This window comes from Stenotrophomonas sp. HMWF003, assembly GCF_003061285.1.
GTDB classification, from domain to species: Bacteria; Pseudomonadota; Gammaproteobacteria; order Xanthomonadales; family Xanthomonadaceae; genus Stenotrophomonas; species Stenotrophomonas maltophilia_AP.
Window position 1 is genome coordinate 33,834 of record NZ_QAIW01000448.1, and the last position, 1,328, is coordinate 35,161.

2 protein-coding genes and 1 pseudogene are annotated in these 1,328 nt (G+C 66.4%); all 3 read left to right on the forward strand.

Features of this window, described 5'->3' with window-relative positions; genetic code table 11:
• Window positions 1-96 (forward strand): annotated as a pseudogene (locus DBR34_RS24265) (3-hydroxyacyl-CoA dehydrogenase); the annotation flags it as partial.
• Between the two features lie 66 nt (window positions 97-162).
• Window positions 163-729, forward strand: a complete 567-nt coding sequence (gene yeiP / locus DBR34_RS19925; protein ID WP_128098065.1) for an elongation factor P-like protein YeiP — start codon at window positions 163-165, stop codon at window positions 727-729.
• Window positions 719-1,297, forward strand: a complete 579-nt coding sequence (locus tag DBR34_RS19930; protein ID WP_128098066.1) for a hypothetical protein — start codon at window positions 719-721, stop codon at window positions 1,295-1,297. The genes yeiP and DBR34_RS19930 overlap by 11 nt, the downstream gene beginning before the upstream one ends.
• Window positions 1,298-1,328 lie beyond the last annotated feature (31 nt).

Consider the following 1,328-nt stretch of genomic DNA (forward strand, 5'->3'; position numbering starts at 1 on the left):
GATTTTGCCGGCCTGGTCGGCCATATCCTGGGCAACACCTACCTCAACGGCGAAACCATCCGCCTGGACGGTGGCGTGCGCCTGGCGCCCAAGTAAACACATCCCCATCCCGCCGGGTGCCCGGACTGGCACCCTGACCTCCCACGAACCGACCTTCATTCCATGAAAGCCAACGACATCAAGAAAGGCAACGTCGTCGAATACAACAACGGCGTCTACCAGATCCGCGACATCGAGCGCAGCTCGCCGCAGGGTCGCGGCGGCAACGTCCGCTTCCGCTTCATCATGTACAGCGTGCCGGGCGGCAACAAGCTCGATGCCAGCTTCGATGCCGACGACAACCTGCCCGAAGTCGAACTGCTGCGCCGCCAGTCCACCTATTCCTACAAGGACGGCGACGCATTCGTGTTCCTGGACGACGAGGACTACACCCCGTACATGGTCGACGCGGAAGTGCTGGGCGATGACGCCGGGTACATCACCGATGGCCTGACCGGCATCTACGTGCAGGTGATCGACGAGACCCCGGTGGGCGTGCAGCTGCCGACCAGCGTGGTGCTGGAAGTGGTCGAAACCCCGCCGGAAATGAAGGGCGGCACGGCCACCAAGCGCCCGAAGCCGGCCAAGCTCAGCACCGGCATTGAAATCATGGTGCCCGAGTACATCGCCAACGGCGAACGCGTGCTGGTCAACACCGCCACCGGTGAGTTCGCCGGTCGTGCCGACTAAGCGCCTGGCGCTGGTGGGCTGCCTGTCCCTGCTTGCGGCGTGTTCGCCGCAGGCAGGCGACAGCGGCACCCAACCGGCCGACGTGGCACCGATCGCTGCGGCTCCCGCGGCGGCTACACCCGCAGCCACGATGGACGTGGCACCTGCTGCCGTCGAAGCGTCCACGGCCGAGGCGCCGCCCGACACGGATGCCGATACCGACGACGACGTCGGCATGCCCGACCTGGAACAGCTCGAACGCGCACGCTCCGCTGCGGGCTGCGAGGTATCCAACGACGTGGGTGAGTTGGCCGACATCCGCATCTACTGCACGATGCCCGCCGACGTGCGCGCCTTCCTCGAACGCGAAAACACCTGCCAGCACTTCGCGGGCGAAGAGGCCTACGACGAGGAACGCCGCCAGGAGCTGGAACAGGCCTCGGCGGACTACTGCGATGGCCGCGAGCGGATCTTCGCGGCGTTGTACGCACGCCACCACGACGACTGCACCATCCGCCACGCATTGCGCGGCGTCGGCAAGCGCTACGACCTGTTCACCGGTCCGGTACCGGCCGACTGCCAGCCGTAGCGCCTGCGTGTCTGCGCCCGGCGTTTACGGC

Bases quoted from the DNA above. Each gene is read 5' to 3' on its own strand.
- yeiP (WP_128098065.1), top strand. From the start codon at position 163: ATGAAAGCCAACGACATCAAGAAAGGCAACGTCGTCGAATACAACAAC.